We start from the raw sequence: 22,656 nt of genomic DNA, 5'->3' as shown, positions 1-22,656 counted from the left end.
GCGTTTGTGAGGCTGGGATGGTAGACGACGATTTCTGGAGGACGGTTCAGGAGAAGGACATGGTGACGAGCCAGTCCCGCCGGACAGGCGTGCTCAATCTGTCGCTGTTGTTTGGAACGGCCGTGATCGCGCTGACGCTGATCCTGACGCCGATGCTGTCCTCGAAGACGGACAAGCGCATGCTGGCGAATACGCCGGTGGACTACGACAATATTTCGACCGGCTCGATCCCTTCGAACGGCACGACGAAGCGCTATACTGTGCGCCGCAGCGTGCTTCAGGAAATGCCGGGTGCGGTCTGCATCATCGATGCTGACGGCAGCAAGAGTGGCTGCTGATCTGGGCGGCGCGTCGGAGTGGTTCCCTGCGTGTCTGCCGGTCGGGAAGTGAGTTCCAACCGGGTTGGGAACATATGAACACGCTGAAGCGCCTTATTCGCGATAGTAGTGCGGCCACTGCCGTGGAGTATGGGCTTATCGCTGGCCTGATTTGCCTCAGCCTGCTTCTTGGCGCGGAGCAACTAAGAGACGCACTCCTGTCTCTTTTCAATCTGCTGACAACGACGTTCCTGGATTCGCAAAACTGAGGGCCTGATCATCGGGTTTTCAGACCGGTCTTTCCTTCGTCCCCAGCGCCTCCGACAACCGCTGTTTCGCAGAGCCCGGCTTCAGCGGTTTCTGCTGGCTTTCGTGCGGCGCCCAACCGGAGAGGTAGACGACGGAGAAGGTCGCGCGGATGCGGCCGTCCGGGTCGGAGAAGCGCTCTGCATAGATTTCCGCAGCCCTCAGGAAAAAGCGCCGGGACACCGGTGTCCGACTGCGGGCCGCCAGCGGGCTGGTCATGCCCATGGCCCGCAAATCGCGGATGAGTGCGAAGAGCGAATCGTATCGAACCGTATAGGTTTCGGCGTCCGCCACCGGCAGGGCAAAGCCCGCCCGTTGCAGCAATGCGCCCATGTCGCGAACGTCGGCAAAGGGAATGACCCGCGGGCTCGCACCGCCGGTCAACTCGGCCTCGGCGGCAAGCAACGCCTCGCGCAGTTCGTTCAGCGTTCCATTGCCGGGAATTGCCGCCAGAAAAAGCCCGTCGGGCTTCAGCGACCGGCGCGCCTGGATGAAGGCGCCGGGCGTGTCGTTGGTGAGATGCAGCGACAGGGGGGAGACGAGAAGATTGAGTGTCTCGGGCTCGGCGGGGATGCGCTCGAGCGGCGCAATCGCAACCGGCATGGCGGTCGTACCGAAGCCGGGGTCGGTTTCCACCCGCTCGACCGTTCCGACCTTGCCCGTTTCCAGAAGGCGATGCGCCGTTGCGCCGGTGTAGCCGTGCAATTCCATTGCCTTGTCGAACTGCCGCTCCACCACGCTGACGCGGTCGGCCAACTCCTGTGCGACGATATCGAGGAGGAAGGCCGCCTTTGGGTCGGCATTACGCAGCGCCCGGCGACGGTGCGCCTCGACAAGGCTCTGGTCAAAGATGATTTCCACGGTACTGTGCTCCGACAGCATGATTGCCTCCCTGGAGCGGAACCGATTTAAGGGAAAAATCATGCTGAAATTCAAAGTGCTACAGCGACCTTTGCGCGTCTGAAAACACGCGCGGCGCTGTAGGGTGTTCCAGTGTCCTGCAAAGAAACCCACACGACGGCAAAGTCAACCTCATGAACGGGGAAGAGCGGCATTTTGGGCTGGCGGAGTGCCTGACCTTTCTGCGTCGGATCGGCAACGATCTCGTCAACGTCGTCTACCCTCCCGTTTGCTGCGGCTGTGGGCGACTGATGGGCCGCCATCGGGCGGTCTGCGCCCCCTGCTGGTCGACGCTTCGATTGATCGAGCGGCCTTACTGCGAAATCCTCGGCCTGCCATTTGCCCATGACCACGGGGAGGGAGCGATGTCGCCAGAGGCGATCGCCGATCCGCCGGTCTTCGACCGCTTGCGCTCTGTTGCTGTCCACGAAGGCATCGCGCGTGAACTGGTGCATGGATTGAAATATCGGGACCGTACCGATCTCGCGCCGATGATGGCGGAATGGATGGTCCGGGCGAGCGACGGTGCTGTCGCTTCCGCCGATGCCATCATCCCGGTGCCACTGCATGCCTTCCGGCTGTGGGGGCGTAAATACAACCAGGCGGCGGAGCTTGCCCGCGCCGTCGCCGCACTGTCCGGTCGCCCTTATCTTCCGGCAACGCTTCACCGCGTCCGCCGCACGACCAAACAGGTCGGGCTCGACGCCAAGGCGCGCGAGGACAATGTTCGCGGCGCCTTTGCCGTTGCCGAGAGCGGCAGGCAAGGTCTCATCGGAAAACGCATCGTTCTCGTCGATGACGTCTATACGACCGGCGCCACCGTTACGGCTGCGACGCGCGCACTGAAGCGGGCGGGGGCCGGACATGTCACGGTTTTAACCTTTGCAAGAGCCATGTCGGGTCTTATATGACAAATAGAAGTCCGGCATCGTTGCCGGTGAAGGAGCGGTTAGGAAACATGGCTTCGGTCGTTATTTATACGCGTCAGTTCTGCGGTTATTGCTCGGCTGCAAAAAAGCTTCTGGAAACCAAGGGCGTCTCGTTCCTCGAACATGATGCGACTTACGATCCGCAGGTGCGCCAGAAGATGATCGAGAAATCGCATGGCGGGGTCACTTTCCCGCAGATCTTCATCAACGACATCCATGTCGGCGGCTGCGACGATCTGCACGCACTGGAGCGGGCCGGAAAACTCGACGAGATGCTCGCCGCCTAAACCGTTTCCACTTTAGACAGAGCTAGGGAAGCGCTCTATCTTTCTGTTTCTACGCATTTCCTGACGGGAAAACGCTTCGTACGTTTCCCTGAAATGCTCCGAGGAGCCCGACTGCGATGACATTCAAGGCTGCCGCGATCCAGATGTGTTCCGGCGTCGATCCGGCAAGAAATGCCGAGACGATGGCGCGGTTGGTGCGCGAGGCAGCCGGGCACGGGGCGACCTATGTCCAGACGCCGGAGATGACCGGAGCGCTCCAGCGCGATCGCGCCGGTTTGCGGGCCGTGCTCAGGGATGAGGCGAACGACACCATCGTGCGCGAAGCGGCAGCACTTGCGGGCGAGCTCGGCATTCATCTGCATGTCGGGTCGACCCCAATTGCGCTTGCAGACGGCAAGATCGCCAATCGCGGCTTCCTGTTCGGTCCGGACGGCGCCAAGATCTGCGATTACGACAAGATCCATATGTTCGACGTCGATCTCGACAATGGCGAAAGCTGGCGCGAAAGCGCGGCCTATAGCCCTGGCAGCACGGCGCGCCTGGCGGACCTCGATTTCGGCACCTTGGGCTTTGCCATCTGCTACGACGTTCGCTTCCCCGAGCTGTTCCGCCAGCAGGCGGTCGCGGGTGTGCAGGTGATGTCGGTGCCGGCGGCCTTCACTCGCCAGACCGGCGAAGCGCACTGGGAGATCCTGCTGCGTGCCCGCGCCATCGAGAACGGTTTCTTCGTCATCGCCGCGGCACAGGGCGGTGTGCATGAGGACGGGCGCGAGACCTTCGGTCATTCGATGATCATCGACCCCTGGGGCAAGGTGCTTGCTGCGGCGGGTGCCGCCGGCGAGGGGATCGTCCTGGCAGATATCGACGTGGCTGCCGTGCATGCGGCCCGCGCCAAGATCCCGAACCTCAGGAACGCGCGCAGCTTTGCGCTGGACCACGTCTTGCTCGCTGGCAAGGGAGGTGTTGCCGCTTGATCCGCTACACGCTTTCCTGCGATCAGGGCCACGCTTTCGAGGGCTGGTTCTCGTCGAGTGACGACTTTGAACGCCAGATGGACCGCAAGCTCGTTTCCTGTCCCACCTGCAATTCTACGTCCGTTGCCAAACAGCTGATGACGCCGTCGATCGCAACCGCACGCAAGAAGGAAGCGACACGGGCGCTGGTCATGGATCAGGCACAGAAGGAAACCGTCGCCAAGATTCGCGAACTGGTAAAAGCGGTGCGTGAAAATGCCGAGGATGTCGGCGACCGCTTTCCCGAAGAGGCCCGCAAGATCCACTACGGCGAGGCGGACGAACGTGGTCTCATTGGCCAGGCGACCGTGGAAGAGGCAGTCGCTCTTCTCGAAGAGGGCATCGCTATCGCGCCGCTGCCGGTGTTGCCCGACGAGGTCAACTGAGCGGCAAGCCGGAATACCTCCTCACGTCGGCTATTTTCAGTGCCGTCGGGTGAAATCCCGGAAACACCCTTTAAAAACAGATCGTTGTTTCCCATCTCCGGATCTTTGCAATCCGGGATTTTGACAGCAATGGATCTTTCCGACCTTCGTATTTCCAGCGACCGCCTGACGGTCCGGCATTTTGCACCTGAGGATTTCGACGGGTTCCATGCCTATCACAGGCTGCCGGAGGTCTACCGCATATCTCTATGCCGATCCGCTGGACGAGGACAGCGCGCGCGCAAAATTCGCCAGGGCGAGCAATCCGCGTCTGGATGAGGATGGAGATGTCGCGGTCTTTGCCGTCGAGCGGCGGGAGGATGGGGCGCTCGTCGGCGAGGTGCTGCTGAAGCTCGCGAGCAAGGCGGCACGGCAGGCGGAAACCGGCTATGTCTTCAACCCGGCTTTTGCGGGCAAGGGCTATGCGACCGAAGCGATGCGGGCGGTGCTCGACCTGGGTTTCTCCAAGCTGAATTTCCATCGGATCTTTGCGCGCCTCGATCCACTCAACGCGGGCTCCGTCGGCGTCGTCGAGCGCCTGGGCATGCGCCGCGAGGCGCACCTGATCCAGAACGATCAGTTCAACGGAGCCTGGGGGGACGAGTTCATCTACGCCCTGCTCCAGCACGAATGGCAGGCCAGGCCGAAGCTCGACTACTGCATAATTCCTTAAATCGGAATCGATTTAAGGACAAAATTATGCAGCAACTCAAAGTGTTACAGCGACCTTTGCGCGTCTAAACAGACGCGCAAAGGTCGCTGTAAGGCGGCGAAGCCAGAAGGAACCCCTCCGGCGATCAGCGTCGCCGGAGGGGTTTGCAAAGGATTTGATGCAGGCCCGAGGGGGCTGGCGCCTTCCCGTTAAAGCGGGCGCTTGGCGACAATCATGTAGTTGACGTCCATGTCCTTCGACAGGTTCCACTGGTTGGACAGCGGATTGAAGAACACCCCGGTGCGCTCGGTCAGCTCGAGGCCGCTCGCCACAAGCGGCTTTTCCAGTTCCTCCGGGCGCACGAGCTTTTCGTATTGATGCGTGCCGCGCGGCAGCCAGCGCAGAACATTTTCAGCCGCAAAGATCGCGAGCGCCGCCGCCTTCATCGTGCGGTTGATCGTGGCGACGAACATCAGGCCGCCGGGGCGAACCATATGGGCGCAGGTGGTCATGAAGAAGTCGACATCGGCCACGTGCTCGACCACTTCCATGTTGAGAACGATGTCGAAGCTTTCACCCGCCTCGGCAAGGGCCTCGGCCGTCACGGCGCGATAATCCACGGCAACGCCGCTGCCGGCCGCGTGGGTCTTGGCAATGCCGATATTCTTTTCCGAAGCGTCGGCGCCGACGACATCAGCCCCCATGCGGGCCATGGGCTCCGACAGCAGACCGCCACCGCAGCCGATATCGAGCAGGCGCAGGCCCTTCAGCGGCTGCGGGCTTTTCGGATCACGGCCGAAATGCTCGGCGACCTTGTCGCGGATATAGGCGAGGCGTACGGGATTGAACTTGTGCAGCGGCCGGAACTTTCCCGTCGGGTCCCACCATTCGGCGGCCATGGCCGAAAAGCGGTCTACCTCGCTCTGGTCGATCGTCGTGCGCGCTGTCTCGCTCATGCTGCCATCTCCTTCATTCTGCCTGATGAAGTCGGACGATCGGGCAGGGATGTCAAGAGGCGGGCAGCGGCCACAACAGCGCATCTGAAGCGGCCGCGCGTGCGTCCGGCGACGTCAGGTGCCACGTCGGGCAGCCTTCGATCAGGCATCCGGCTGCGGCTGGTAATGCAGGATGACGACACCGGACTTGAGCGGCCGCGTGTGGGTGAGCCTGAGGCTGGTGCGCTTCGACAGAGGTTTGAAGAGGGGAACGCCGCCGCCGAGCAGGACCGGATTGATGCCGAGCCGATATTCGTCGACGAGGCCTTTCTCCACCAGCTCTGCGGCAAAATCCGCGCTGCCGAAAATGAAGATGGTGCCGCCCTCCTGCGCCTTCAGGCGTTCGACTTCGGCGACCGCGTCGCCGGTAACGAGCTTAGTGTTGTGCCAGCCGACGGTTTTCAGCGATCGGGAGAAGACGTACTTCTCGACCCCGTTCATGAAGGTGGCGATATCGCCTTCGGCTTCCGGCCAGTAGGACGCCATCATCTCATAGGTAACCCGGCCGAAGAGCAGGGTATCGGCTTCGAGCTGGGTTTCGCCGATATAGGCCGCGAGTTCATCCTCGAAGACGAACCAGCTGATGTCCTGACCGGGTGCTTCGAAGAAGCCGTCGACACTGACCATGTCCCACATGATGACCTTGCGCATTGTCGTTTCTCCCGTTTTCGCTCGCCGCCATTTGCGGCCCTGTTCTTTGGCCGACAACTGTCGCGCCGGATGAACGTGCGGGACAGCATGGGGCGAAGCCCGGGCGGTTCCGGCCCAGGCTCCAGCCGGCCTTATCTCTGTGCGTCGACGATCAGGATCATCGGCCGCTCCATCTCTTCGGCAAGATCCGGATTGGCGGCGATCTGCGCCGGCGTCGGGTGCCACTCCTCGACGTGACGGATGGCGAAGCCGCCGCGCATCAACGCGTTGAGCGTGGTGCCGATCGTGCGGTGGTATTTGACCACGCCCTTGGCCAGCCAGTCCGTGGTGCGCCGGCCCTCGACGGAGTAGTGATCCACCGGCCACCGCTTCCGCCCGTTTTCTCCGACCTGCCAGCCCGGGGTGAGCGAGGCCATGTAGATCGGGTGCTCGATGGTGAAGACCAGGTGCGAACCGGGCATCAGCGCATTGTGGATCGCCTGGATCAGGCGATCGAAGTCCTCGACATAGTGGAATGCGAGCGAGCTGTAGGCGAGGTCGAAGGCGCCGTCCTCGAGTGTCAGGTGATCGAGATCGGCGATGCCGTATTCGATCGCCGGATCGGCCGTGTCGCGTCGGGCGCGGGCGATCATGTTCTCCGACAGGTCGAGCCCGAGGACGCGGGCGGCACCCTGCTCGCGGGCGAAACGCGAGAACCAGCCGAAGCCGCAGCCGAGATCGACCACATGGCTGCCTTGCAGATCCGGCAAGGCGGCGCGGATCGCCGGCCATTCGGCGGCGCCGTCGAGACCATGCACGGATCGCCCCAGCTGGCTGTAGCCTTCGAAAAATTCCGGTTTGTCGTAGATATTCTGTGCCATTTCATTCTCCATCAAAATGCCGATGGACGGCGCACCCGTCAAAAGAAGAACCCCGTCCGTTTCCGGCGAGGTTGCAGGTGCGCGAACGCTCTTTCGTCAGCGTGCTCTATCGCCCTGCATCCCGCCTGTTGGGATGCCGGCCGAACGCGCAATGATAGGGACGTCATGTTCGCACATGGGTCCGATATCGCCCGATCGCGCCGCCCAGTCAAGTTCGTTGCTGGCGAAGCCATTGGTCACTTGCGGTTGCCTCTAATGCATAATTTTGTCCTTAAATCGGAATCGATTTAAGGACAAAATTATGCAGCAACTCAAAGTGTTACAGCGACCTTTGCGCGTCTAAACAGACGCGCGGCGCTGTCAGGCATAGCGGCGCACGGTATCCACCGCGCGCCGCCTGCTCGTCAGGCCATGTCGCCTTGTGCGGCCGCGGCGAAGAAATCCTCGGGGTCTTCCACCTCTACGAGGCGGCGCTTGTCGATCAACCAGAAGCGATTACCGATGTTGCGCACGAAGCTGCGGTCGTGGGACACCAGCAGGCAGCTGACCTCGTTTTTCATCAACGCGTCTTCCAGCGCCTCCTGGCCCTCGATGTCGAGATGGTTGGTCGGCTCGTCGAGCAGGTAGAAGTTGGGCTCCCGCAGGCGAAGCACCAGCATCGCAAGGCGCGCCTTCTGACCGCCGGAGAGCCGGCCGAGCGGCTTGTCCTGCATGTCGATGCCGACACCGGCGCCGGCGAGCAGCGAACGCACCTTCTGGTCGCCCAGCGAGAACCGGCGGGAGAGGGCGGCAAGCGGCGTCTCCTTGTCCGAAAGACCCGCAAGCGCCTGATCGCTATAGCCGAGCACCAGGGAAGGCGTGGCTTTCAACGTTTCGGGCGCGCGTGCCGGTTCTTCGATGGCGGTGCGAATGAGGTTGACCAGCCTCGTCTTGCCGGCGCCGTTTTCGCCGAGCAGGACGATGCGGTCACCCTGGCAGATCCAGCGTTTTCCCGTGCGGAAAAGCGGGGCGCCATCCGGTGTTTCCACCTGGATGTCATCGAGCGTTACCAGGATTTTCGCGTGCGTGCCGCGATTGGTCAGCCGGATCGCGCCGGCCGAACGCTCCTGATGGGCGGGCTTGGCCGCGTCTTCCAGCCGGTCGGCGCGCTGGCGCAACTGCTTGGTCTTCACCGTCAGCAGATCGCTGCCGGAGTTGATGCCGATATTGTTGAGCTTGGCCGCCTGCCGCCGCAATTGCTGCGCCACCTTCATGTCGCGCTGGTAGCGCCGCTCTTCCGAGGCGTCCAGTTCGTCGACGGCCGCGCGCGCCTGGGAATAGGGTAGCGCGAAAACGGGCGATTGGTCCGGGCGCAGGAACAGCGTGCGGTTGCTGGTGGCGTCGAGGAAGGCGCGGTCGTGGCTGGCGATCAGCACCGGCACGTCGCGCGCTAGCGCATTCAGCCAGGATTCGAGCCTTGCGATCTTGGCCAGGTCGAGATGGTTGGTCGGCTCGTCGAGGAGCAGTGCGTCGGGATCCGTGACCCAGACACGGGCAAGGAGCGCCAGCCGCTGCCAGCCGCCGCTGAGGTCAGCGACGGTGCGTTGGCGAAGCGCTTCCGGCACCTCGAGCGAATCCAGCACGATATCGACGCGCCAGCTTTCGCTGTCCGCCTGCTCGGCCGAGAGCGCCGAAAGGACCGCGTCATGGAACGATAGTGACAGCAGATGTGCCGGCACGTTCTGCTCGACATGGCCGATGGTCAGGCCGCGCGAGCGGGTGATCTCGCCCGCTGTCGGCTCGAAGCTGCCGCCGATCGATCTGAGCAGGGTGGATTTGCCGCGCCCGTTGGCGGCGACGATACCGAGGCGGTCGCCGGCCGCGACCGAAAGGTTGAGGTTGGAAAAGAGCGCCGTGCTGAGGGTGACGCCGAGGTTGCGGATATTGATCAAAGCCATGTTCGTTCTCTGGACTGCGCGAGCGACGGCAAACATCCACGGGCGGCAAGACTTCTGCCGGGTTGGGCGGATTGTCGGACCCGATGCACGGTATGGTGCAGTCTTCGGGCCGCGTCGGCTCGGAATGGACAACTGTGCAGGCGTTCAAACCGAAACGGTTTTCAGCCGCACCACACTGGGGCAGACCAGGGATAAGGTTCGCGAGGACGCGAAGCGATTGTACCGGTCAGCCCTGCAAACGCATCTGCAGGGCGTTGACGGGGCCACGCTGGCGGTGGTGCCGGAAAAAAGTCATCACAACGCAGCCCTCCTTTCACAATCGAGTTGCGCCGCAGTTTTACCATCGGCGCGAGCAATTTTCAACGGGGTGGCGACGGTTGGGTGCGACCGAAGATGGCTCTTGCCATATGTGCAAAGCCGTAAAGCTATCTGGCGGGCCGTTCGTTGCTCCAGGCGATGTCGATTGGCAATATTGTTGCTCAGCGTGCGGCCAGGTTGCTGTCACGCGGGCCTTATTCCTGCCTTCTTGCCATTGCGCCGCGCCCCCCGATCCGCTAAGAGACGCCGCGACTTTCCGCTCCCCGAAGCGGTGATTGGCCGATGTCCGAGAAGTCTCCCAACTTTTTGATCGTCGGGCGCCGACGGGGGCGCTTTCCTGTCACGCGCGCTCGCGCGCAAACATTCGGTACCGGTAGAGGCGAAATGGCACGCATCGTGATGAAATTCGGCGGAACTTCCGTCGCTGATTTGGACCGCATTCACAATGTTGCTCGCCATGTGAAACGTGAAGTCGACGCCGGCCATGAGGTCGCGGTCGTCGTTTCCGCCATGTCCGGCAAGACCAACGAGCTCGTCGGTTGGGTGCAGCACATGCCCAAGGTCGCCGGCAGCAATGCGCCGTTCTACGATGCGCGCGAATATGACGCCATCGTCGCCTCGGGCGAGCAGGTGACTTCGGGTCTCCTGGCGATCGCGCTGCAGTCGATGGGCATCAATGCGCGCTCCTGGCAGGGCTGGCAGATTCCGATCCGCACCGACAACGCTCATGGCGCCGCCCGCATTCTCGACATCGAGGGTGCCGACATCATCCGCCGCATGGGCGAGGGCCAGGTGGCCGTGGTCGCCGGCTTCCAGGGCCTTGGCCCGGACAATCGCCTGGCGACGCTTGGCCGCGGCGGCTCCGATACGTCGGCGGTTGCGATTGCCGCTGCCGTCAAGGCCGACCGTTGCGACATCTATACCGACGTCGACGGCGTCTACACGACCGACCCGCGTATCGAGCCGAAGGCGCGGCGTCTGAAAAAGATCGCGTTCGAGGAAATGCTGGAAATGGCATCGCTCGGCGCCAAGGTGCTGCAGGTGCGCTCGGTCGAGCTTGCCATGGTGCACAAGGTCCGTACCTTCGTGCGCTCGTCTTTCGAGGATCCCGATGCGCCGGGCATGGGTGACCTTCTCAATCCGCCCGGCACGCTGATTTGTGATGAGGAAGAAATCGTGGAACAGGAAGTCGTAACCGGCATTGCCTATGCCAAGGATGAAGCCCAGATTTCGCTGCGCCGTCTTGCCGACCGGCCGGGCGTTTCCGCCGCGATCTTCGGGCCGTTGGCCGAAGCCCATATCAATGTCGACATGATCGTTCAGAACATCTCGGAAGATGGTTCGAAGACCGACATGACCTTCACCGTTCCTTCCGGCGATGTCGACAAGGCGCTGAGAGTGCTTGGCGACAATAAGGAAAAGATCGGCTACGACGTGATCCAGTCGGAAGCGGGCCTGGTCAAGGTCTCGGTCATCGGCATCGGCATGCGCAGCCATGCGGGCGTTGCCGCGTCGGCGTTCCGTGCACTGGCCGACAAGGGCATCAACATCAAGGCGATCACCACCTCCGAAATCAAGATCTCGATCCTGATCGACGGACCCTATGCCGAATTGGCAGTTCGCACTTTGCATTCCGCCTACGGTCTCGATAAGAGTTAACCGACAGGTGACTGATTTGGGATTCGCAGCCGTTTTGGCTGCGAATTCTTCCGCCGCCGTCGTCTACTCTTTTTCGGGGGACCCCACGCGATGAGAGACCTTTCCGCAGGTCCGCGCGTTCTCCTCAAGCGGTTGCGCGAACTGATGGCGGAACCGCTCGAGCCACAGGAGCGCCTTGACCGGATCGTGCGCCAGATCGCACAGAACATGGTCGCGGAAGTGTGTTCGGTCTATGTGCTGCGTTCCGACGGCGTGCTCGAACTCTACGCGACCGAAGGTCTGAACAAGACCGCCGTCCACCTGGCGCAGTTGAAGATGGGGCAGGGCCTTGTCGGCACCATTGCTGCGTCTGCGCGGCCGCTCAACCTATCCGACGCCCAGGCGCATCCCGCCTTTACCTACCTGCCGGAAACCGGCGAAGAGATCTATCACTCGTTCCTCGGCGTGCCGATCCTGCGCACGGGCCGCGCGCTCGGCGTTCTCGTCGTGCAGAACAAGGCGCAGCGCAACTACCGGGAAGACGAGGTCGAGGCGCTGGAAACGACCGCGATGGTTCTCGCCGAGATGGTGGCGACCGGCGAGTTGAAGAAAATCACCAAGCCCGGCCTCGAGCTCGATCTGTCCCGCCCGGTCTCGATCGATGGCAACAGCTACGGCGAAGGCATCGGCCTTGGCTATGTCGTGCTGCACGAGCCGAGGATCGTCGTCACCAATCTTCTGAACGAGGATACGGACCAGGAATTGCAGCGGCTTGCCGAAGCGCTGGGATCGCTGCGCATCTCGATCGACGACATGCTGTCGCGTCGCGAAGTGTCGATGGAGGGTGAGCACCGCGCGGTGCTCGAGACCTATCGCATGTTTGCCCATGACCGCGGCTGGGTGCGGAAGCTGGAAGAGGCGATCCGCAACGGCCTGACGGCCGAAGCCGCCGTCGAACGGGTGCAGAGCGAGACCAAGGCGCGCATGATCCGGCTGACGGATCCCTATCTGCGCGAGCGCATGCACGATTTCGACGATCTGGCCAACCGGCTGCTGCGACAGCTTTCGGGCTATGGCGCCAAGCTTTCGGCCAGCGATTTTCCGACCGATGCGGTGATCGTCGCGCGCGCCATGGGTGCGGCCGAACTTCTCGACTATCCGCGCGAAAACGTCCGCGGCCTGGTGCTTGAAGAGGGTGCCGTCACCAGCCACGTGGTCATCGTCGCCCGCGCTATGGGCATCCCGGTCGTCGGCCAGGCTGCGGGTGCTGTGGCGCTTGCCGAAAATCGCGATGCCGTCATCATCGATGGCGACGATGCCAAGGTGCACCTGCGGCCTCTGGCCGATCTGCAGCGCGCCTACGAGGAAAAGGTGCGTTTCCGCGCACGCCGACAGGCGCAGTTCCGGGCGCTCAAGGACGTCGAGCCACTCACCAAGGACGGCAAGCGCATCACGTTGCAGATGAATGCCGGCCTTTTGGTCGACCTGCCGCATCTGAACGAGGCGGGTGCTGAGGGCATCGGCCTTTTCCGCACCGAGCTGCAGTTCATGATCGCCTCGACCATGCCGAAGGCGGAAGAGCAGGAGGCCTTCTATCGCAGCGTCCTGAAGCAGACCGGCGGCAAGCCGGTGACCTTCCGCACCCTCGATATCGGCGGCGACAAGGTGGTTCCCTATTTCCGTGCGGCGGAAGAGGAAAATCCGGCGCTCGGCTGGCGGGCGATCCGCCTTTCGCTCGACCGGCCGGGTCTGCTGCGCACCCAGCTTCGCGCCATGCTGCGCGCCGCTGCCGGCGCCGAGCTGAGACTGATGCTGCCGATGGTGACCGAGGTCTCGGAGCTGAAGGAAGCCCGCGAACTGCTGCAAAAGGAAATCGAGCGCCAGTCGAAGCTCGGCGAACAGCTGCCGCGCAAGCTGCAGTTCGGCGCTATGCTGGAAGTGCCGGCGCTCTTGTGGCAGCTCGACGAGCTGATGAGCGAGGTGGACTTCGTTTCGGTCGGCTCGAACGATCTGTTCCAGTTCGCCATGGCGGTCGATCGCGGCAATGCCCGCGTCTCCGAGCGCTTCGACGTGCTTGGCCGGCCCTTCCTCAGAATCCTGCGCGATATCGTGCGCGGCGGCGAGCGCCATCAGACACCGGTGACGCTCTGCGGCGAGATGGCGAGCAAGCCCTTGTCGGCCATGGCCCTGCTCGGTCTTGGCTACCGCTCGGTGTCGATGTCACCGACGGCAGTCGGGCCGATCAAGGCGATGCTCTTGGCTCTCGATGCCGGCAAGCTCGGCGAGGTCCTGAACGCGGCGCTGGACGACACGCGCGACCAGACGCCGGTTCGCCAGATCCTGATCGACTTCGCTGCGGCGAACGGCATCCCGGTTTAGATAGATTTGAAGGGCTTTTGTCCTCGTTCGGGCTATGATCCGGGCGAGGCGAAGCGCATTTGGAGTGACACTTGGCAAAGCTTCCCATTGAGAAAATGCGCGAACTGGAACGGCGGTTCGGCGAGATCGAGGCCCGCATGTCGGCAGGGCCCGCGGCCGACGTCTATGTGAAGCTGGCGTCGGAATATTCCGAACTGCAGCCTGTGGTCACCAAGATCCGCGCCTATGAGAAGGCAACCGCCGAGCTTGCCGACATCAATGCCATGTTGGCCGACAGGACGACCGACAAGGACATGCGCGACCTGGCCGAGATGGAAAGGCCTGAAGTCGTGGAGGCGATCGAGCAGCTGGAACAGGAGATCCAGATCCTGCTCTTGCCGAAGGATGCAGCCGACGAAAAGAGCGCGATCCTCGAAATCCGCGCGGGAACCGGCGGCTCGGAGGCAGCGCTGTTTGCCGGCGATCTTTTCCGGATGTACGAGCGTTATGCGGCAGCCAAGGGCTGGCGGGTCGAAGTGCTTTCGGCCAGCGACGGCGAAGCTGGCGGTTTCAAGGAAATCATCGCCACCGTTTCCGGTCGCGGCGTGTTTGCGCGGTTGAAGTTCGAGTCGGGCGTGCACCGGGTTCAGCGCGTCCCGGAAACCGAAGCGAGCGGACGCATTCACACCTCGGCGGCAACCGTCGCCGTGCTGCCGGAGGCCGAGGAGATCGACATCGAGGTCCGGCCCGAGGACATCCGCATCGACACCATGCGCTCGTCGGGCGCGGGTGGGCAGCACGTCAACACGACAGACTCCGCCGTGCGCATCACCCATCTCCCGACCGGTCTCGTCGTCACGAGTTCGGAAAAGTCGCAGCATCAGAACCGCGCCAAGGCGATGCAGGTGCTGCGTTCGCGGCTCTATGACATGGAGCGCCAGCGCGCCGACAGCGAACGTTCGGCCGACCGCAAGAGCCAGGTCGGCTCCGGCGACCGCTCCGAACGTATTCGCACCTACAACTTTCCGCAGGGGCGCATCACCGATCACCGTATCAACCTGACGCTCTACAAGCTCGACCGGATGATGATCGGCGAAATCGACGAAGTCGTCGATGCGCTGCTGGCCGATTACCAGGCGAGCCAACTGGCTCTCCTGGGCGAGCAACGAGGCTGATCGCGATGACTGCCACGCTCGCGCGCCTCGTGGCGGAAAGCCGGGACCGCCTGACCGCGGCCGGCATCGAGCATGCGACACTCGACGCGCGCCATCTGGTGTCGGGCCTGCTCGGGCTTTCGCTGACGGATGTCGTGACCCGTGGCAAGGACCCGGTTTCGGAGGTGGACGCCGTCAGGGTCCGGGCCGCCGTCGAGCGGCGGATCGCGCGCGAGCCGGTCTACCGCATTCTCGGCGAGCGGGAGTTCTTTGGCCTGCCGCTCAAGCTGTCGCGGGAAACGCTGGAGCCGAGGCCGGATACGGAAACGCTCGTCGATCGCATGATCCCGCATCTGCGCCGTACCGTTACGGCGAAGGGGAGCTGCCGGCTTCTCGATCTCGGCACAGGGACGGGGGCGATCTGCCTGGCTTTGCTCGCCAGCGTTCTTGAAGCGCACGGCACGGCTACCGATATATCCGAGGATGCGTTGGCGACAGCGAGTGCAAATGCCGAGGCGCTTGGCCTTGCGGATCGTTTCGAGGCCCTGCGCAGCAACTGGTTCGAAAGGGTGGAGGGGCGCTTCGACGTCATCGTCTCAAATCCGCCTTATATACGGTCCAGTGTAGTTGCAGAGCTTGAGCCGGAAGTGCGATTGCACGATCCGGCCGCAGCACTCGATGGCGGAGACGACGGCCTTGATGCCTATCGTGCCATCGCCCTTCAGGCCGGTCATCATCTTGAGACAGACGGCGTGATAGGCTTGGAAATCGGTTTCGATCAGAAAGAGGCGGTTACGGCATTGTTTAATGCCGAGAACTTCCGTTTGCGCGAAGAAGCCAAGGATCTGGGCGGTAACGACCGGGTGCTGATCTTCGAGCGTAGCTTCGGCCGTTGAAAAAATGCTGCACTGGCGCATCTTCTTTCTTGCAGACGCAAAGAAAGGGCTTGGAATCCCAGAGGAAGCGGGCTAGTTTGCCCGCGCACTGGGCAGATGGTCATGGACCTAAGATTCGTTCCGGTATGACCTGGCCACGGGGATTGCTCTCAAGAAAGAGTTGCTAGGGTTCAACAGTGCCTTGTGCAGGTACCTGTTAATTTGACGCCAGTCGGCGCCGAAGCCGCCATGTGCGGGCTCACCGGCGCGTGCTCTGTCGGGCGCGGACGGATCCGGCCGGAAGACGAAACCACATGATCATCATTATCAAGAGAATTCGGGTGAATGTACTATGAGGCCAGGACAGCAAAACAAGCGCGGCCGCGGGCGGAATAACAATAATAACAACAATAACAACAACGGAAGCAACAACAGTCATAACCGCAAGGGATCCAATCCCCTGACGCGGACCTATGATAGTTCGGGTCCGGACGTGAAGATTCGCGGTACCGCGCAGCATATTGCCGAGAAATACTCGGCGCTTGCTCGCGACGCGCAGAGCTCTGGCGACCGTGTCATCGCTGAAAACTATCTTCAGCATGCCGAGCATTACAACCGCATCATCGCAGCCGCACAGGCGCAGATGCAGGATCGCTTCCAGCGCGAAGAGCGCCAGGATTTCCGCGGCCAGGATGCCAACGACCAGGATCAGGACGATCTGGATCAGGGCTACGCCGACGAGACACCGGCTCCGCTTGCAGCCGCTCCCGTGGTCATCGAGCAGCAGCCGGTGATCGACGGTTCGGGCCCGCAGCCCGTCATCGACGGCACGCCAGCCGAAGTGGCGATGGAAGAAGAAACGCCAGCGGCTTCCGGCCGTGCGGCCTCGCGCCGCCGCAGCGCACCGCGCCCGCGCCGTCCGCGCCGCAATGCAGCCGATGAGGCTGCCGGTGAAGGCGAAGCTTCAGGCGAAGCGCCTCCGGAAGCTCCGGCTCTGGCCGCGTCCGAGTAAATCTTCGCAGGGCCGCATATGCGGCCCGGCAGAAACAAACATCAAAAGCCCGGTCCGCTTTGCGGCCGGGTTTTTTGTTATCTGACCATTGTTCGAATAGCCGGTCGATCGCGGCCGCTGTGGAGCGTTGTGCATCAGGCGCCGATGCCGTTGACGATCAAGGCTGCGAGATTGGCAGCCGCATTCTCCGCGGTCGCGCGACCCCGGACGAACTCCCTGGCAATCGTTTCCGCAGCGCCGGCAATGCCGGCGCAACGCAGGCGCAGATCGTCGTCAGTGAGGTTGGAGAAGGGGGCGACGGCCGCGCCGATGAGCGCGACATAGTCGTCGGCCAGTTCCTGCTGCACGCGGTCCATCTCGGCGTTGCCACGCAGGGCGCCTGACATTGCCTGCCATTCCGAGCCGTTCTCGACGGCACATCCGATATAGACGGAGCTGATGATGCCGGCGACGGATGCAAGTTCGGCCGGCGCCTCCAGCAAGCCGTTCTTCAGTTTTTCCGTGTGACGGCTCTCGATCTCGCGCGATAGTGCGATCAGCAGCCCTTCGCGGGTGCCGAAGTGTTCATAGGCGATCGGTTTGCTGACGCCGGCGCGTTCGGCAAGGTGGCCGAGGGTGAGGGCGTCTGCGCCGCATTCCCGCAGGATTTGCTTGGAGGTTTCGATGAGCTGCGCACGCCGTTCGGGCTTGGTAAGTTTCCTCAACGCCGTCTTCGGCATCGGCTGCTCTCCTCCGGTCGTTCGCGCCAGGCGATAAATATCCCAATCCCTTGACGCAACGCGTTTGCTACTTATCTACTGATGGTAACTTACTAATGGTAGGTTGGCAAAACGCCCACCTCTCTTCCGTCTAGGAGATATGAACATGTCGAGCAAGTTCTCACCCGTCCTGATCATCGGCGGCTCCGGCGTCGTCGGGTCACAGGCGGCCAAGGCGATCCGCAGGCTGCACCCCGGGCTGCCGCTGGCAATCGGCGGCCGGGATCTCTCCCGGGCGCAGGCCGTCGCCGACGAGGTCGGGGGAGCGATCGGTGTACGGATCGATCTCGACCGCGCCGATCTTGGCCTTGATGACAATGCCGCCTTCAGCGCCGTGGTCATCTTCGTCAAGGACGAGAGACTGACCTCGATGCGGTACGCGCAGAACAAGGGAATACCGTATATCAGCCTCTCCAGCGGAACGTTCGAGGTCGGGCCTGAGGTTGCACAGTATATCCATGCGCCGGACAAGGCGCCGATCCTGCTCGCCAGCCATTGGCTTGCGGGAGCGGCGATTTTCCCCGTGCTCGACACCCTCTCGTCCTATGAGACGGTCGATGCGATCCGCATCGGCGTGCTGCTCGATGAAGAGGATATGGGCGGGCCCGCGGCACTCGCCGACTACAACCGCATTACCGGCAAGGCGCCGGCATCGCTCACGGTCAAGGACGGCAAGCTGCATTGGGCGAGCGGGCAAGAGGCACGCGCGCGCTACAGAAGTGTCGATGGTGTCGAACTCGATGCTGCGGCCTATTCGCCCTTTGATGTCATGGCGCTGGCCGCGCGAACCGGCGCCAAGGAAATCCGGCTCGACCTTGCCTATAGCGTGTCCGCTAGCCGGCGGCGCGGCGAACCGTTTTCAACCGAGATCACGCTTGAAATCGCTGGACAGGCGAAGGACGGAGAACCGCTGACGCGCCGGCACGAGATCGTGCATTCGCAGGGGCAGGCGCCGTTGACGGCGCTTGGCGTTGCCCTTGCGGTCGAGCGTATGCTCGGTCTTGCCGGCGGCGAGGCGCCCAAGGCCGGCCTCTATCTGCCTGAGGTGCTGATCGAACCGGCCTACTACGTCTCCCGGATGAAGGAGTTCGGTACGTCATTTGTCGATCACTGACCTCTGAGCTGCCACCGAGGGCGTTCGTCCGAGGCCGCCCGGCATGCCGGCATCCACTTGCAAACGGCCACGCATCGCAAAGGGGCGTGGCCGTTTGCATCCCCCGCAAGATTTCCTATTTGCGACATGCAATCAGCCCTTTAATTTCGAAAACCGCTGCCCCATATTCGCTTCGGACGCGTTGATCCCGCGCAAGGTGTGGATCGACGGCCAATGACAGGTTCGCCGAATGCGGGGGCCTGATCCTGAAACACCAGCGGGTGCCGTGCGACGGGCCTGGTGGGCTATGGAGGTAGAGAATGAATATCGAGAAATATTCCGAACGCGTGCGCGGTTTTCTGCAATCGGCGCAGACCTATGCGTTGGCGCAGGGACATCAGCAGTTCACGCCCGAGCATGTGCTGAAAGTGCTGCTCGACGACGAACAGGGCATGGCCGCCTCGCTGATCGAGCGGGCGGGCGGCGATGCGCGCGAAGCGCGCGCCGGCAATGATGCGGCCCTGGCAAAACTGCCGAAGGTTTCCGGCGGCAACGGTTCGGTCTATCTGTCGCAGCCGCTTGCTCGCGTCTTTTCGAGCGCCGAAGAAGCGGCCAAGAAAGCCGGTGACAGCTTCGTGACCGTCGAGCGCCTGCTTCTGGCGCTGGCGATCGAAAGTTCTGCCGCCACGGCCGACATCCTGAAGAAGGCCGGCGTGACGCCGACCAAGCTCAACCAGGTCATCAACGACATCCGCAAGGGCCGCACGGCCGACAGCGCCAATGCCGAACAGGGGTTCGACAGCCTGAAGAAATACGCCCGTGACCTGACGGCCGATGCGCGCGAAGGCAAGCTCGACCCGGTGATCGGCCGTGACGACGAAATCCGTCGCACGATCCAGGTCTTGTCGCGCCGGACCAAGAACAACCCGGTTCTGATCGGCGAGCCCGGCGTCGGCAAGACGGCGATCGCCGAAGGCCTCGCTCTGCGCATCGTCAATGGCGACGTGCCGGAAAGCCTGAAGGACAAGCGCCTGATGGCGCTCGACATGGGCGCGTTGATCGCAGGCGCGAAGTTCCGCGGCGAATTCGAAGAGCGGCTGAAGGCTGTGCTCAACGAAGTGCAGGCGGAAAACGGCGAGATCATCCTGTTCATCGACGAAATGCACACGCTGGTCGGTGCCGGCAAGGCGGAAGGGGCGATGGATGCCTCCAACCTCTTGAAGCCAGCGCTTGCGCGCGGCGAACTGCATTGCGTCGGCGCGACCACGCTCGACGAATACCGCAAGCACGTCGAAAAGGACGCAGCCCTTGCCCGCCGCTTCCAGCCCGTCATGGTCGAGGAGCCGACGGTCGAGGACACCATCTCGATCCTGCGCGGCCTGAAGGAAAAATACGAGCAGCATCACAAGGTGCGGATCTCCGACTCTGCGCTGGTTGCCGCCGCGACGCTTTCCAACCGCTACATCACCGACCGGTTCTTGCCGGATAAGGCGATCGACCTGATGGACGAAGCGGCTTCACGTCTGCGCATGCAGGTGGATTCCAAGCCCGAGGAACTCGACGAACTCGACCGGCGCATCATGCAGCTGAAGATCGAGCGCGAAGCGCTGAAGAAGGAAACCGACAGCTCGTCGAAAGACCGGCTGGAGAAGCTTGAGCTCGATCTGGTCTCGCTCGAAGAGCAGGCATCGGCGCTGACGGCGCGTTGGCAGGCGGAGAAGCAGAAGCTTGGCCGCGCCGCCGACCTCAAGAAGCAGCTCGACGAAGCCCGCAACGAACTGGCGATCGTCCAGCGCAAAGGTGAGTTCCAGCGCGCCGGCGAACTGACCTATGGCGTCATCCCCAAGCTCGAAAAAGAGCTTTCCGATGCCGAAAGCCAGGAGAACGCCAACGCCAATCCGATGGTGCAGGAGGTCGTGACCCCCGACAACATCGCCCATGTGGTTTCACGTTGGACCGGTATCCCGGTCGACAAGATGCTGGAAGGCGAGCGCGAGAAGCTGCTTCGGATGGAAGACGAACTGGCGAAATGGGTCGTCGGTCAGGGCGATGCCGTCCAGGCCGTATCGCGTGCCGTTCGCCGTGCGCGCGCCGGCCTGCAGGATCCGAACCGGCCGATCGGCTCGTTCATCTTCCTCGGCCCGACCGGGGTGGGCAAGACCGAGTTGACCAAGGCGCTCGCCCGCTTCCTGTTCGATGACGAGACCGCGCTGCTGCGCGTCGACATGTCGGAATATATGGAGAAGCACTCCGTTGCCCGGCTGATCGGCGCACCTCCCGGCTATGTCGGCTACGAGGAAGGCGGTGCGCTGACCGAATCCGTCCGCCGCCGGCCCTATCAGGTCGTGCTGTTCGACGAAATCGAGAAGGCGCATCCGGATGTCTTCAACGTGTTGCTGCAGGTGCTCGACGACGGTCGCCTGACCGATGGTCAGGGTCGCACCGTCGACTTCCGCAATACGATGATCATCATGACCTCGAACCTCGGCGCGGAATATCTGACCGGGCTCGGTGAGAACGAGGACAGCGATGTGGTTCGCGACCAGGTGATGGACGTCGTCAAGTCGGCCTTCCGGCCGGAGTTCCTGAACCGCGTCGACGAGATCATCCTGTTCCACAGGCTGCGTCGCTCGGAAATGGGCGCGATCGTCGATATCCAGCTGGCCCGGCTGCGCAAGCTGCTGTCCGAGCGCAAGATCACGCTGGAACTGGAGGACGACGCGCGGACGTTCCTGGCCGAAAAGGGCTACGATCCTGCCTATGGCGCCCGCCCCTTGAAGCGGACGATCCAGAAGTATCTTCAGGATCCGCTCGCTGAAAAGATCCTGCAGGGCGAGTTCCCGGACGGATCCGCCATCAAGGTTCTTGCCGGCTCCGACCGGCTGAACTTCAAGCGTGGCGCCGGCACGGAAAAGGAAGCCGCCTAAACCACAGAAACTGAAAAAGACCGCCCTTCGGGGCGGCCTTTTTCGTTCATGCGCTTGAAGTTCCGTCGCTGCGGGGATCGCGGCCACCGCCTATCAAGGCGCCAAACCGCTACTGCATAATTCCTTAAATCAGAACCGATTTAAGGAGAAAATTATGCAGCGAGTTTAAAGCGTTACAGCGTCCTTTGCGCGTCTAAATAGACGCGCGGCGCTGTAAGGGGTGGGTGTCGCAGGCTACTTGCTGGCGACTTCGCTGCCGTCCTTGTCCAGCAACTCGTCGATGCGGTCGCGCTCCTTCTCGAACTTCGCGAGCGCGTCACCGCCCAGCGATTTGCCGCCCGGCAGGCGGATGCGCAGCGGATCGACCTTGTTGCCGTTGACGATCAGTTCGTAGTGCAGGTGCGGACCGGTCGAAAGACCCGTCGTGCCGACCCAGCCGATCACTTGACCCTGGACCACTTTCGCGCCTGTCTTGACGGTCTTGGCGATCGCGCTCTGGTGGTTATAGGAGGAGACATAGCCGTTGGCATGGCGGACCAGCGTCTGGTTGCCGTACCCGCCGGAATCCCAGCCAGCCTTCTCCACCGTGCCGTTGCCGGCTGCGATGATCGGCGTGCCACGGGGGGCCGACCAATCGACGCCGGTGTGCATGCGCGAGAAGCCGAGGATCGGGTGGCGACGCATGCCGAAGCCGGAGCGGAAATGGCCGTTCGGCACGGGGTTGCGCAACAGGAACTGTCGGATGCTCTTGCCTTCGCTGTTGAAGTAGTCGATCGAGTTGTCGTCCGGATCCTGGAAGCGGTAGAAGGCCGTTTCCGCGTCGCCGAACTTCGCCCTGACGTAAAGCAGTTCGGATTCCGCCGTTGCCATGCCGCGATCGTCGGTGACCGAGAAGAAGGCTTCGAGCGAATCCGTTGGTTTCAGCTGCGCCTGGAAGTCGACATTGCTGGCCAGCAGTTTGACCACGAGCCCGACCATGTCGGTGTTCATGCCGTAGGACAGCGCGGCGCGGTAGATGCCGTCATAGACGCGCGGCAGATCGTGGGTGCTGGTGATCGTCGGCGTGCCGTTGTCGTCGAAGGCGGTCGCGACCGCATCGAGCTTGGGCGGCTCGGCGCCGGGCACGAAGCGGCCGCCATCGTCGACGGCCATCGTCAGCACATGGCGGTTGCGCGAATAGATGGTGGCGCGAACGATGCGCGCTTCCTCGCCCTTCTGAATGATGCCGATGCGCAGGACGTCGCCGTCGTT

At 62.6% G+C, this 22,656-nt stretch carries 21 protein-coding genes (1 of these 21 only partly in view); 14 read left to right on the top strand and 7 right to left on the bottom strand.

Features of this window, described 5'->3' with window-relative positions; all coding sequences use genetic code 11:
- Window positions 1-17 precede the first annotated feature (17 nt).
- On the top strand, window positions 18-338 hold the full coding sequence (locus BC360_RS21085) for a hypothetical protein (RefSeq protein WP_053249846.1): 321 nt from the start codon (window positions 18-20) through the stop codon (window positions 336-338).
- Between the two features lie 74 nt (window positions 339-412).
- Window positions 413-586, top strand: a complete 174-nt coding sequence (locus tag BC360_RS30965) for a Flp family type IVb pilin (protein ID WP_083222667.1) — start codon at window positions 413-415, stop codon at window positions 584-586.
- Between the two features lie 19 nt (window positions 587-605).
- Here BC360_RS30965 and BC360_RS21080 read toward each other — a convergent pair whose 3' ends face one another.
- Window positions 606-1,484, bottom strand: a complete 879-nt coding sequence (locus BC360_RS21080; RefSeq protein ID WP_065784941.1) for an SAM-dependent methyltransferase — start codon at window positions 1,482-1,484, stop codon at window positions 606-608.
- 173 nt (window positions 1,485-1,657) lie between these two features.
- On the opposite strand from BC360_RS21080, the gene BC360_RS21075 reads away from it, so the two are divergent.
- From BC360_RS21075 to BC360_RS21055, 5 genes are all read left to right on the top strand, one after another.
- Window positions 1,658-2,434: a ComF family protein gene (locus tag BC360_RS21075; protein WP_083222666.1), complete on the top strand. Its 777-nt coding sequence runs from the start codon at window positions 1,658-1,660 to the stop codon at window positions 2,432-2,434.
- 47 nt (window positions 2,435-2,481) lie between these two features.
- A complete protein-coding gene (grxC, locus tag BC360_RS21070) occupies window positions 2,482-2,739 on the top strand; it encodes a glutaredoxin 3 (protein WP_065784926.1) in 258 nt (85 codons plus the stop codon).
- A gap of 116 nt (window positions 2,740-2,855) precedes the next feature.
- Window positions 2,856-3,713, top strand: coding sequence for a carbon-nitrogen hydrolase family protein (locus tag BC360_RS21065; RefSeq protein ID WP_065784927.1), 858 nt, complete (start codon window positions 2,856-2,858; stop codon window positions 3,711-3,713).
- The gene (locus BC360_RS21060) at window positions 3,710-4,138 is read left to right on the top strand and encodes a DUF1178 family protein (protein WP_065796793.1); all 429 of its coding nucleotides are present in this window, start codon (window positions 3,710-3,712) and stop codon (window positions 4,136-4,138) included. Before BC360_RS21065 ends, BC360_RS21060 begins: the two co-directional genes overlap by 4 nt.
- Before the next feature lie 208 nt (window positions 4,139-4,346).
- Complete coding sequence (locus BC360_RS21055; RefSeq protein WP_413813758.1) at window positions 4,347-4,850, top strand: GNAT family N-acetyltransferase; 504 nt, start codon at window positions 4,347-4,349, stop codon at window positions 4,848-4,850.
- A 188-nt stretch (window positions 4,851-5,038) separates the two neighbouring features.
- Here BC360_RS21055 and ubiG read toward each other — a convergent pair whose 3' ends face one another.
- From ubiG to BC360_RS21035, 4 genes are all read right to left on the bottom strand, one after another.
- On the bottom strand, window positions 5,039-5,785 hold the full coding sequence (gene ubiG / locus BC360_RS21050) for a bifunctional 2-polyprenyl-6-hydroxyphenol methylase/3-demethylubiquinol 3-O-methyltransferase UbiG (protein ID WP_065784930.1): 747 nt from the start codon (window positions 5,783-5,785) through the stop codon (window positions 5,039-5,041).
- A gap of 141 nt (window positions 5,786-5,926) precedes the next feature.
- Window positions 5,927-6,475: a dihydrofolate reductase family protein gene (locus tag BC360_RS21045; RefSeq protein ID WP_065796792.1), complete on the bottom strand. Its 549-nt coding sequence runs from the start codon at window positions 6,473-6,475 to the stop codon at window positions 5,927-5,929.
- 131 nt (window positions 6,476-6,606) lie between these two features.
- Window positions 6,607-7,335, bottom strand: a complete 729-nt coding sequence (locus BC360_RS21040) for a class I SAM-dependent methyltransferase (RefSeq protein WP_065796791.1) — start codon at window positions 7,333-7,335, stop codon at window positions 6,607-6,609.
- A 404-nt stretch (window positions 7,336-7,739) separates the two neighbouring features.
- The gene (locus BC360_RS21035; RefSeq protein WP_065796790.1) at window positions 7,740-9,272 is read right to left on the bottom strand and encodes an ABC-F family ATP-binding cassette domain-containing protein; all 1,533 of its coding nucleotides are present in this window, start codon (window positions 9,270-9,272) and stop codon (window positions 7,740-7,742) included.
- A gap of 702 nt (window positions 9,273-9,974) precedes the next feature.
- On the opposite strand from BC360_RS21035, the gene BC360_RS21030 reads away from it, so the two are divergent.
- The 5 genes from BC360_RS21030 to BC360_RS21010 all read left to right on the top strand — a co-directional run bounded on the left by BC360_RS21030 (window position 9,975) and on the right by BC360_RS21010 (window position 16,627).
- Complete coding sequence (locus BC360_RS21030; RefSeq protein WP_065784934.1) at window positions 9,975-11,249, top strand: aspartate kinase; 1,275 nt, start codon at window positions 9,975-9,977, stop codon at window positions 11,247-11,249.
- 90 nt (window positions 11,250-11,339) lie between these two features.
- Window positions 11,340-13,607: a phosphoenolpyruvate--protein phosphotransferase gene (gene ptsP, locus BC360_RS21025; RefSeq protein WP_065784935.1), complete on the top strand. Its 2,268-nt coding sequence runs from the start codon at window positions 11,340-11,342 to the stop codon at window positions 13,605-13,607.
- A 71-nt stretch (window positions 13,608-13,678) separates the two neighbouring features.
- Window positions 13,679-14,761, top strand: a complete 1,083-nt coding sequence (prfA, locus tag BC360_RS21020) for a peptide chain release factor 1 (protein ID WP_065784936.1) — start codon at window positions 13,679-13,681, stop codon at window positions 14,759-14,761.
- A 5-nt stretch (window positions 14,762-14,766) separates the two neighbouring features.
- Window positions 14,767-15,636: a peptide chain release factor N(5)-glutamine methyltransferase gene (gene prmC / locus BC360_RS21015; RefSeq protein ID WP_065796789.1), complete on the top strand. Its 870-nt coding sequence runs from the start codon at window positions 14,767-14,769 to the stop codon at window positions 15,634-15,636.
- A gap of 331 nt (window positions 15,637-15,967) precedes the next feature.
- Window positions 15,968-16,627, top strand: a complete 660-nt coding sequence (locus BC360_RS21010) for a DUF4167 domain-containing protein (RefSeq protein ID WP_065796788.1) — start codon at window positions 15,968-15,970, stop codon at window positions 16,625-16,627.
- Between the two features lie 134 nt (window positions 16,628-16,761).
- Here the strand turns inward: BC360_RS21010 and BC360_RS21005 are convergent, their stop codons facing one another.
- On the bottom strand, window positions 16,762-17,346 hold the full coding sequence (locus BC360_RS21005) for a TetR/AcrR family transcriptional regulator (protein ID WP_065796787.1): 585 nt from the start codon (window positions 17,344-17,346) through the stop codon (window positions 16,762-16,764).
- A 145-nt stretch (window positions 17,347-17,491) separates the two neighbouring features.
- On the opposite strand from BC360_RS21005, the gene BC360_RS21000 reads away from it, so the two are divergent.
- On the top strand, window positions 17,492-18,499 hold the full coding sequence (locus BC360_RS21000; RefSeq protein ID WP_065796805.1) for a saccharopine dehydrogenase: 1,008 nt from the start codon (window positions 17,492-17,494) through the stop codon (window positions 18,497-18,499).
- 299 nt (window positions 18,500-18,798) lie between these two features.
- On the top strand, window positions 18,799-21,405 hold the full coding sequence (clpB, locus tag BC360_RS20995) for an ATP-dependent chaperone ClpB (RefSeq protein WP_065796786.1): 2,607 nt from the start codon (window positions 18,799-18,801) through the stop codon (window positions 21,403-21,405).
- 234 nt (window positions 21,406-21,639) lie between these two features.
- Here clpB and BC360_RS20990 read toward each other — a convergent pair whose 3' ends face one another.
- Window positions 21,640-22,656 carry the 3' portion of a M23 family metallopeptidase gene (locus BC360_RS20990; protein WP_065796804.1) on the bottom strand. The gene runs 933 nt beyond the window's last position, so the window shows 1,017 of its 1,950 coding nt (coding positions 934-1,950); its start codon lies off the right edge, out of view; it ends in the stop codon at window positions 21,640-21,642.

The sequence above is a fragment of the Ensifer sp. LC163 genome (assembly GCF_001695855.1).
In the GTDB taxonomy this organism is placed as follows: Bacteria; Pseudomonadota; Alphaproteobacteria; order Rhizobiales; family Rhizobiaceae; genus Ensifer.
The sequence above is the reverse complement of the archived record's forward strand: the minus strand, read 5'-3'. Positions and strand labels throughout refer to the sequence as shown.

Bases quoted from the DNA above. Each gene is read 5' to 3' on its own strand.
- BC360_RS30965 (WP_083222667.1), top strand. From the start codon at position 413: ATGAACACGCTGAAGCGCCTTATTCGCGATAGTAGTGCGGCCACTGCC.
- BC360_RS21035 (WP_065796790.1), bottom strand. From the start codon at position 9,272: ATGGCTTTGATCAATATCCGCAACCTCGGCGTCACCCTCAGCACGGCG.
- BC360_RS21010 (WP_065796788.1), top strand. From the start codon at position 15,968: ATGAGGCCAGGACAGCAAAACAAGCGCGGCCGCGGGCGGAATAACAAT.
- BC360_RS21055 (WP_413813758.1), top strand. From the start codon at position 4,347: ATGCCTATCACAGGCTGCCGGAGGTCTACCGCATATCTCTATGCCGAT.
- BC360_RS21005 (WP_065796787.1), bottom strand. From the start codon at position 17,346: ATGCCGAAGACGGCGTTGAGGAAACTTACCAAGCCCGAACGGCGTGCG.
- BC360_RS21040 (WP_065796791.1), bottom strand. From the start codon at position 7,335: ATGGCACAGAATATCTACGACAAACCGGAATTTTTCGAAGGCTACAGC.
- BC360_RS21000 (WP_065796805.1), top strand. From the start codon at position 17,492: ATGTCGAGCAAGTTCTCACCCGTCCTGATCATCGGCGGCTCCGGCGTC.
- prmC (WP_065796789.1), top strand. From the start codon at position 14,767: ATGACTGCCACGCTCGCGCGCCTCGTGGCGGAAAGCCGGGACCGCCTG.
- ptsP (WP_065784935.1), top strand. From the start codon at position 11,340: ATGAGAGACCTTTCCGCAGGTCCGCGCGTTCTCCTCAAGCGGTTGCGC.
- BC360_RS21075 (WP_083222666.1), top strand. From the start codon at position 1,658: ATGAACGGGGAAGAGCGGCATTTTGGGCTGGCGGAGTGCCTGACCTTT.
- grxC (WP_065784926.1), top strand. From the start codon at position 2,482: ATGGCTTCGGTCGTTATTTATACGCGTCAGTTCTGCGGTTATTGCTCG.
- BC360_RS21045 (WP_065796792.1), bottom strand. From the start codon at position 6,475: ATGCGCAAGGTCATCATGTGGGACATGGTCAGTGTCGACGGCTTCTTC.
- ubiG (WP_065784930.1), bottom strand. From the start codon at position 5,785: ATGAGCGAGACAGCGCGCACGACGATCGACCAGAGCGAGGTAGACCGC.
- clpB (WP_065796786.1), top strand. From the start codon at position 18,799: ATGAATATCGAGAAATATTCCGAACGCGTGCGCGGTTTTCTGCAATCG.
- BC360_RS21065 (WP_065784927.1), top strand. From the start codon at position 2,856: ATGACATTCAAGGCTGCCGCGATCCAGATGTGTTCCGGCGTCGATCCG.
- BC360_RS21085 (WP_053249846.1), top strand. From the start codon at position 18: ATGGTAGACGACGATTTCTGGAGGACGGTTCAGGAGAAGGACATGGTG.
- BC360_RS21030 (WP_065784934.1), top strand. From the start codon at position 9,975: ATGGCACGCATCGTGATGAAATTCGGCGGAACTTCCGTCGCTGATTTG.